Source organism: Paenisporosarcina sp. (assembly GCF_057785155.1).
This window is the reverse complement of sequence record NZ_JBYNRN010000053.1, coordinates 1-7,288: the sequence shown is the minus strand read 5'-3', so window position 1 is coordinate 7,288 and position 7,288 is coordinate 1. Positions and strand designations below refer to the sequence as shown.

The window sequence follows — 7,288 nt, the reverse complement described above, 5'->3', positions numbered from 1 at the left end:
CGAAACGCACACCGCCTGTAGCCAAACGAACAAGAGCCCCCTTGCATTCGGGCTCATTCGTGAACAGGTGGACCTCATCCACGACAAAATAAAAATCATGCGTATGACCATCAAAGAATTGATTGATTAGGAAGGCGAGCTGCTTCTTCCGAATGACATCCACGGTCGAGGGAATGAAGTTAATTTTCTTCCCCTTTGCCAATGCCGCTTTGATCTGTTCAAAATTGTTTTTACCGTCTGCCTTTGTGAAGCCATCCACCTTTTCAAGCTGTGTATTGAAAAAGAGAACACCGCGCCGCTGTGCAGAAAGGCTTTTCATAGTCCCATATGTTTTACCTGATCTAGTACGCCCGACAACAGTCGTTATGCCTTCATCAAAAGGTATGAGCATTAGGCAATCTTCCGTTCCTTCGAGAAGTTCAAAGCCCCCATAACAATATCAATAATGGCAAGGTCTAAAGCCCCTAACATGCCTGTCATGCCGCGGATAACCTGCGCCAATCCCTTAGACTTCATGAAGTTCATAGGATGTTCGATATAGTCCTCAATACTTCCATCTCCTGTCTTTGCTTTCAGGAAGCTAAGGTCAATTGCTGACCGTTGTGGAGTTTGAACCATTTCCTGATCCAGTGTCGGTAGGGTAGCCGCTTCCAGCTTGTCCGCTCCTATTTGGTCATCTATTGTAAGTCCTGACAATTCGTACACACCTCCGTATAGTTTTGTTCCATTGCTGAATATTCGTTTTGCACCCTTGGATTCAAAAGCCGGAAATCATGTTCACATGCTACGATCGTAACAGGCTTTTTAATACCCATATGATATTTGTGTAAATTAAGAGCACCTTGAGTGGAAAAATCCTTATTACAATGATCACATTTAGGCATCTTTTACACCGCCTATTTTCTTTTTCAGTTCATCTGCAAAACCCTTGGCTAACTTTATAAACAATATAAGGACCATAACCCTAAATATCCATAAACAGGAAAAATAAGTGACTATGAGAACAAATGCACAAATGGTAATATATAAATAGTCTATTTTTTCTTTCCTCCTTCTGGTCGTTGGAGGTTGTACTCTTTGTACAAGATTTCGCCTTGGTATTCGCCTTCGTAGTGGGAGGTGAATACCTCTTTTTTTTCTGCCAATTGATAAGCATCCATTATTTCAGCAGCATCATGTCCAAACAGCACAACCGGACGAGTAAGGTTCTTAGATGATGAATAAGCTTTTTCCCCAGCCAAACGATCATCAGCAAAATCTTTAACCATGTATTTCATGACATAAGCACCAACATTATCTACATGCTCTATACGATTAATCCCTATAAATCCATTTCCCCAAATGTCAGAAAGCTTGTCCGAATCAATGAATGGCAAATCCGACATAACATGATAATGAACCGCCCCTCTGTCGTTTGCGTCTTGGAATTCAATTACTTTTACGTACTTAAAATTCCCATATGTACGCCGCATACGTTGAATGAATTTTTTAAAAGCGTTGTTACATTCTCGAACATTCGTTACATCATCAACAGTTCCATCACGAAATGTAAGTGTAACGAATTTTGAACCATTATCGAAGTTCGCCAATATCAAACGGCGTAAATCGTTTTTAGCCCTTCGTGCATTTGCTCGTTTTGCCGCAATTGGGTCATATTCACCGCTAGGTTCCTTCTTAAGAATTTCCCCGGTGTCCTCATCGTAATAAATTGGACGTTTAGGTTGATCGCCATGCTTGACACCCTTCTCATATTCGTAGACTTCTACAATATGGCCTGAGACTACTACCTTAAGGCGACTCTTCGCATCAACGGGTTTATGCAGCTCTTCCTTGTCTACGCTCATCTGTTCTATCTCATCTCGAAACCCTAAGGAAAAACGCGGATTGTAAAACCTTCCATAGAATTTACGGCTCTGCTCTTTTGACATGCCCTTTAGTTTGTCGGGCATCATGAGGCGTCACCTACTTGCTTTCTGTTGTCGAAGATCAAGTTCAAGGGCAGACCGCTTCGCGGTCTTTAGTGATAGTACAATCAAGTTAAGAAAAGATTTTTAAAAATTCATTTCAAAATTCCCTTTTCGTACAATAATTCTTTAAAATATTCAGATAGGTTTTTAATTCTACAACCAGCCATTTCATTTTCAATAGCCAACCACGTTTCCTCAGATAACGTTAGTTTAACCGTTTTTGAAACGCCTTCTTTTTTTCTTCCTGCACCTTCTCGTTTTCCGCCGTGAAAAACGTTATAAGTCATATTATCATTCTCCCTGGTTGTTGATTTGGTACAGACTTAATCATATACCAGGCTTTTGATTTCGTCAATACTTTTTCATGTACCAGGCTAAACTTTAATTCCTTCTTTTTCTAGCTTCTCGATGCATGCATTCAAAATAAATTCATTCATAGAAGGTAGATCGTTTTGAATAACAAGAATTTTAATAGCTTTCTTTAATTTTTCCGGAAGATAGATAGTGGTTTTTTCCATAAATGGTAGCTCCCTGTGTTTTTCCACAAATCTACCATCACGCCACACTACCATTCTACAGTCTAGAGGGTATGCATGCATAGACTTTTTTTTACATGATATGACAAATTATAATACCTTACATGATAGGAACGTTTGATCTCATATTAGCATTATTTTGGTTAATATCCTATAGAGATTCAATCAAAATATTTCGCGCCGCTGGGCTTAAGGTTACACCTTAAGAATCCCTTTTCCCCTCGCCGGGGGCATCCCCGGCAAACGTTGTTTGCAGGGAGATGTCAAGGGTTTGGAGTGGGAACCGCTCGTAAAGGGTCCGCTAACGCCGCTCCGCGCCCTTGACGGCTTCCTACGTCAACATTAAAGCTACTCTCCTGTTAGCGCCAACAATGCTACTACAAGCAGTCCTACACCTGCCATTTTTGCCATTTGCTCCTGATCCATGCCTATAACCGTATCTTTAACATTGCTTATTATACCAGCCACAGGACCAGGAGTAGTACCCCCACCCGTGTACGTGTCGTAACCAATCAGGCCATAGGTGTTAAGGATATACAAAAGCTTGGAGCCTTGATTTGGATCCTCGGCATATGGGGAAGCGTCCAGCGCCGCGATCTGTGCTTCAGGAGTTGTTGCCGATCTCATTCCTGTCAAATATCCAAGGCTCAACACACGGATATAATCATCAACTGCATGGGACATATCCACATAGGCCGCATGTCCATAAAGCGATCCGTTCGCTTCCTCCTGACCAACATATTTAATGCCACCAATATTGTTCGCATCCGTGAAGCTGGAGCTTGTAAAATATCCAGTTTCTAGTGCCCAGTGTGCCAGTGTCACGGAAGGCAAAACACCTGTTGCCGCTTTCACTCGTTCTGCCAAACCTGCATAATTCGCGAATTTTTTTGCGTTTTCATCGTAGCTCATTGTTTTTCATCCTCCATTTTTATATTCATTTTTGCGGATATGAGTATTAGTGCTTTCGTGTTGCTGTCAACGGCTTTTCGCAATGTTGACATTGTGTAAAAGCAAAGAGCGCCGGGGATTCCGACACTCGATATTAAACTTGTAATATCCAGATCCATCACCGCCGCCTACTTTCCAATGTTTAGCTTGATTTTAAGCATTTTGCTTAGTACTAATGCCGCCAAAATGTAAACAAACCATTTGCTGTAATCTTTGCTGTAGCTACCAAAATACGTAAACATGGTATCAATCCAGCCTGTTATTTTGCCTACCAATCCTGTTAATACGTCCATGCTTGTCTACCTCCTAATAAATAATAATGCTACAAACAAGATAACGACAATGCCTATGATGCTTTGGCTATTTGCCAAATTTAAAGCGTTGATTGCCTTGGCTGACTTGTCCAAGATGCTTTGAGCATCGGCTGGCACATCGCCCACCACTGCTGTATTTGTTGTGACGTACTGACCACCAGGTCCATACACAATTCCAGTAGACTCATCCAATATCAGATTGGTGTCTGGCTTGTACCGTGCCGCCTGCGACATGACCCAGTCTTTTATGCCTGACCAGCTAAAATCCATGAGATGATCACCCCTTAAAAATACCTATTGCCAAAACTGCCACAATGCCAATAGCCGCCATAGACATTAGGCTTTTGTTATCTATGCCGCCAATACCTGCTGACACAGGAGCAGGAGCAAGAGCCGCGCCTACCGTTCTAGGCACAACCGCTCCGGGTCTTGCAACTACTGGCGTATTTGTCGTTATCACTCCACCACCAAAAACCGCAGGAACGCCTAAACCGCCACCGCTTATGACTGGTGGCAAATAATAACTATCGTCGGAACTAGTATAGATATAGCTGGACTCTGGCTCACCGCTGGATACCCAAGTTTCATGCGTGACTATTGTTTCTTCTGCTCTCGCCGCATCATTGGCATTGTAAAAATCATACATTGCCTGATCCTCTGCACTTATTGCCATTTGCTCCACCTCACTTTTTGCCTGTCATACCAGCCAAGATCATTAGCACCAAACCGCCCACGATGACCGTAACGACATTATTTGCGTTGCTGGCTATACCGCTTACTGTGCCTCCGTTGCCTGTGCTAGCGTCAAATCCTAGCGCGGCATTTTGTACATCTTCGGCTATAAACTGACTATTGCCGTATGCTGGATCATCATCACGAATACCTGCCGCATTTCGCACAAGGCTTGCCCATGATGAAATTTGATCAAGCCTACTTTGCATAGCTCCGCTTACGTATTCTTGGTAATACACACCTTTGACTCGTCGCAACTCAACCTTTGCCGCATCCCGATTTACTCGGTAAATGCGTAGCCGCTCATCGGCTGGCAGACCTAAGCTATCTATTGGCTGTGCCATTTAAACCATCTCTCCTTTACCCTTGTATAATGCTTGTGACAAGAGTGTAACCGCCTTGTAACTCTATGTTGGCTGTAACCTCCGCTGTCATACCTGACACCGTAATTAAGTCGCCAACCTCGGACAATTTACCATCATTTAACTCTTCCAATATTCCACCGCCTTACACTATTTTTTCCTCTTCGAGAAATAGTATTGCTTCTTTATAAGTCCCTACATCTAGACTTGATGTGAAATTCCAAAACATTATTTCAAGCGGGTTAACTTCGTCAAAAACAAGATAACTTGGCACTAAGCTTTGCGCTACTTTATCTGTGGGCGATGTCGCGTCACAGAGCGTTTGTATGTTTTCGTAGCTGCATAAAATATTACTGAAAATCGATTCAATCAACAAAATTTGAAAACCTGATACAGCTGCACTTATGCGCCTAACTCCTGTAGTTGATCCAGCAATAATGTGATATTTTAAATACATCATTTTCACACGACTAATATAACCCGGTGGAGCATACAAAGAGCTTGTAATCGCTCCACCGTTTCCGATGAGTGTATTGTTAGAAATAACTACTTTTCTGGTTCGTATACTTGGATTAGCACTAATTTGTGTAACCTTTTGATGCTCCGGTCTACCCACTCACGACACCCCCAGCCACCCGATTTTTTCCAGCGAAATAGTCAATAACTACATCTATCGCCAATGTATAATTGTACGTCATGTTCATGTTTGTTGCGCGAATTGTTAGTTCATCGTCATTTTCGACTGATACAACCACTGGAAGTATTAAGTAATCATCCTCTCCAGACAAATACCGATCAGTATCCGCTGGATAAGTGACCAATTGCTCCTCTTGACTGCCTTTGTGGATAACCAATGGCACTACATGTAGCTCACGCTCTTGACCAGCGTAAAACCTGATCCTGATCTCCTCAACTGTACCTGGTGCTTTTATGCGCTCATGCAATATGACTGTAGTCCCAGCGGGGATCGTTTTTCGGAAACTCATTACCTCTTTTTTTGCCATGTGCCACCCCTAATCAAATGGGGATGCCACAGCACCCCCTAGCTATTAAACTACTGCTTTTGTAACGTCCATCAAGAGGGTACAATTTGCCACCGTTAATGTAACCCCAACATCTGGCTTAAACTCTAAGATAATTTTTTTGTCCTCTGAAATCCATGCATCATACTCGCTAAACGGTACTTGTAGAGTGCGATCCGTTGCCGAAGTATTAAGCGTCTCGGTGCGCCACTCTTGGATGATCTCTAATGGACGATCTTGCGGACTGGCAATGGACAAACGTAAAAGACCATTAGTAACGGCTGGCGTTGCGTCTTGCAATTTTACATATATGCGCCCCTGTGCATTGTCTTGTCCTGACTGTCCAGCATAGCCGGGGCTTACTAACTCACCTGATTGGACGTTGTAAACACCCAATCGATTAAATTGATTAATCGCGCATACAACCGTTGCCCCTGCATTAATCAAATCCGCTTTTGTAAATGCCGATCTAAATGTATTTGATGCCATTGATTACACCACCCTTTTAGTCGTTTGTTGCATTACAACGACTGGAGATTTAAATAATTGATCTGGCGTGGTATCAAGACCCGGTATTTTACCGTCGATACCCTTAGCTATTTTTTGTCCTGTGCCCACTACAACAAACAACACGACCACACCCAAGATTAGCGACCACATGCCGCCTAGATCAAATAGGCTTTGCGTCCTGCCGCTGATGGGATTTTGAAATTCCGTTAACTTTGCCATATAATCATTAACTCCCTTTGTTTTTGTCATTTACAACTAACAGCATAAACCTATCTCTTTTAGAGATGGCAATGGTAGCAATCCAGCTAAAAATAAAGTAATTTAACGTACTAAAGTGATTACTAAAAGAAAAACCACTGCCAGCAAGGGCAATGGTTAATTTTGGGCTTATTTGGGATTCTCTTTTAAGACTCTTTTAGAGATTGGAAATATTGATTCATGTCCACTTGCCTTTGTTCCGACTCTTTGCGGCAATCAATTATCTTTTTGTCCAAATCGTCAAAATATTCTTTCAACATTTCATCCGCTGATTTCATACCTTGTAAGCCCCCTCAATTGTTTTACCATCGAACACGCAATACCCATACTTACCAGCCGCCGCGATCCGTGCCGCAATATCATCATGAGGTATTCCGTACTGTTTGTAATACTGCCCTTCCATATTCGTTTCGTAAAATATAAACCTTGTTGATTGAGTCATAAGTGTATTATCAATCTTAGCCCCTCGCTGGCTGATCCACACGCCGGACATTCCGAAACGCACACCGCCTGTAGCCAAACGAACAAGAGCCCCCTTGCATTCGGGCTCATTCGTGAACAGGTGGACCTCATCCACGACAAAATAAAAATCATGCGTATGACCATCAAAGAATTGATTGATTAGGAAGGCGAGCT

16 protein-coding genes are annotated in these 7,288 nt (G+C 42.5%); all 16 read right to left on the bottom strand.

Annotation, left to right across the window (positions count from 1 at the left end; genetic code table 11):
* The coding region (locus AC3EA5_RS18005) for a hypothetical protein (protein ID WP_488609577.1) at positions 1-391 on the bottom strand (391 nt) is incomplete at its 3' end.
* Positions 391-696 carry a hypothetical protein gene (locus tag AC3EA5_RS18000; RefSeq protein WP_488609576.1) on the bottom strand — a complete coding sequence of 102 codons (306 nt, stop codon included), beginning with the start codon at positions 694-696 and terminating at the stop codon, positions 391-393. The genes AC3EA5_RS18000 and AC3EA5_RS18005, both read right to left, overlap by 1 nt.
* Positions 697-1,034: 338 nt before the next feature.
* Positions 1,035-1,844: a rolling circle replication-associated protein gene (locus AC3EA5_RS17995; RefSeq protein ID WP_488609575.1), complete on the bottom strand. Its 810-nt coding sequence runs from the start codon at positions 1,842-1,844 to the stop codon at positions 1,035-1,037.
* A 215-nt stretch (positions 1,845-2,059) separates the two neighbouring features.
* On the bottom strand, positions 2,060-2,254 hold the full coding sequence (locus AC3EA5_RS17990; RefSeq protein WP_488609574.1) for a CopG family transcriptional regulator: 195 nt from the start codon (positions 2,252-2,254) through the stop codon (positions 2,060-2,062).
* 87 nt (positions 2,255-2,341) lie between these two features.
* The gene (locus tag AC3EA5_RS17985) at positions 2,342-2,485 is read right to left on the bottom strand and encodes a hypothetical protein (protein ID WP_488609573.1); all 144 of its coding nucleotides are present in this window, start codon (positions 2,483-2,485) and stop codon (positions 2,342-2,344) included.
* 366 nt (positions 2,486-2,851) lie between these two features.
* Complete coding sequence (locus AC3EA5_RS17980; RefSeq protein WP_488609572.1) at positions 2,852-3,415, bottom strand: glucosaminidase domain-containing protein; 564 nt, start codon at positions 3,413-3,415, stop codon at positions 2,852-2,854.
* Positions 3,416-3,582: 167 nt separating this feature from the next.
* Complete coding sequence (locus AC3EA5_RS17975; protein WP_488609571.1) at positions 3,583-3,747, bottom strand: hypothetical protein; 165 nt, start codon at positions 3,745-3,747, stop codon at positions 3,583-3,585.
* A 6-nt stretch (positions 3,748-3,753) separates the two neighbouring features.
* Entirely contained in the window at positions 3,754-4,038 is a 285-nt protein-coding gene (locus AC3EA5_RS17970) for a hypothetical protein (RefSeq protein ID WP_488609570.1), read from the bottom strand.
* Positions 4,039-4,045: 7 nt separating this feature from the next.
* On the bottom strand, positions 4,046-4,285 hold the full coding sequence (locus AC3EA5_RS17965) for a hypothetical protein (protein ID WP_488609569.1): 240 nt from the start codon (positions 4,283-4,285) through the stop codon (positions 4,046-4,048).
* Between the two features lie 166 nt (positions 4,286-4,451).
* Positions 4,452-4,844 carry a hypothetical protein gene (locus AC3EA5_RS17960; protein WP_488609568.1) on the bottom strand — a complete coding sequence of 131 codons (393 nt, stop codon included), beginning with the start codon at positions 4,842-4,844 and terminating at the stop codon, positions 4,452-4,454.
* Between the two features lie 163 nt (positions 4,845-5,007).
* On the bottom strand, positions 5,008-5,478 hold the full coding sequence (locus AC3EA5_RS17955) for a hypothetical protein (protein ID WP_488609567.1): 471 nt from the start codon (positions 5,476-5,478) through the stop codon (positions 5,008-5,010).
* Positions 5,471-5,866 (bottom strand): hypothetical protein, encoded by a 396-nt coding sequence (locus AC3EA5_RS17950; protein WP_488609566.1) that lies wholly within the window; start codon positions 5,864-5,866, stop codon positions 5,471-5,473. Before AC3EA5_RS17950 ends, AC3EA5_RS17955 begins: the two co-directional genes overlap by 8 nt.
* A gap of 45 nt (positions 5,867-5,911) precedes the next feature.
* On the bottom strand, positions 5,912-6,373 hold the full coding sequence (locus tag AC3EA5_RS17945) for a hypothetical protein (protein ID WP_488609565.1): 462 nt from the start codon (positions 6,371-6,373) through the stop codon (positions 5,912-5,914).
* Positions 6,374-6,376: 3 nt separating this feature from the next.
* Complete coding sequence (locus tag AC3EA5_RS17940; protein ID WP_488609564.1) at positions 6,377-6,613, bottom strand: hypothetical protein; 237 nt, start codon at positions 6,611-6,613, stop codon at positions 6,377-6,379.
* 185 nt (positions 6,614-6,798) lie between these two features.
* On the bottom strand, positions 6,799-6,930 hold the full coding sequence (locus AC3EA5_RS17935) for a hypothetical protein (RefSeq protein WP_488609563.1): 132 nt from the start codon (positions 6,928-6,930) through the stop codon (positions 6,799-6,801).
* Positions 6,927-7,288, bottom strand: a 362-nt coding sequence (locus AC3EA5_RS17930; RefSeq protein WP_488609562.1) for a hypothetical protein, incomplete at its 5' end; no start/stop codon positions are given. The genes AC3EA5_RS17935 and AC3EA5_RS17930, both read right to left, overlap by 4 nt.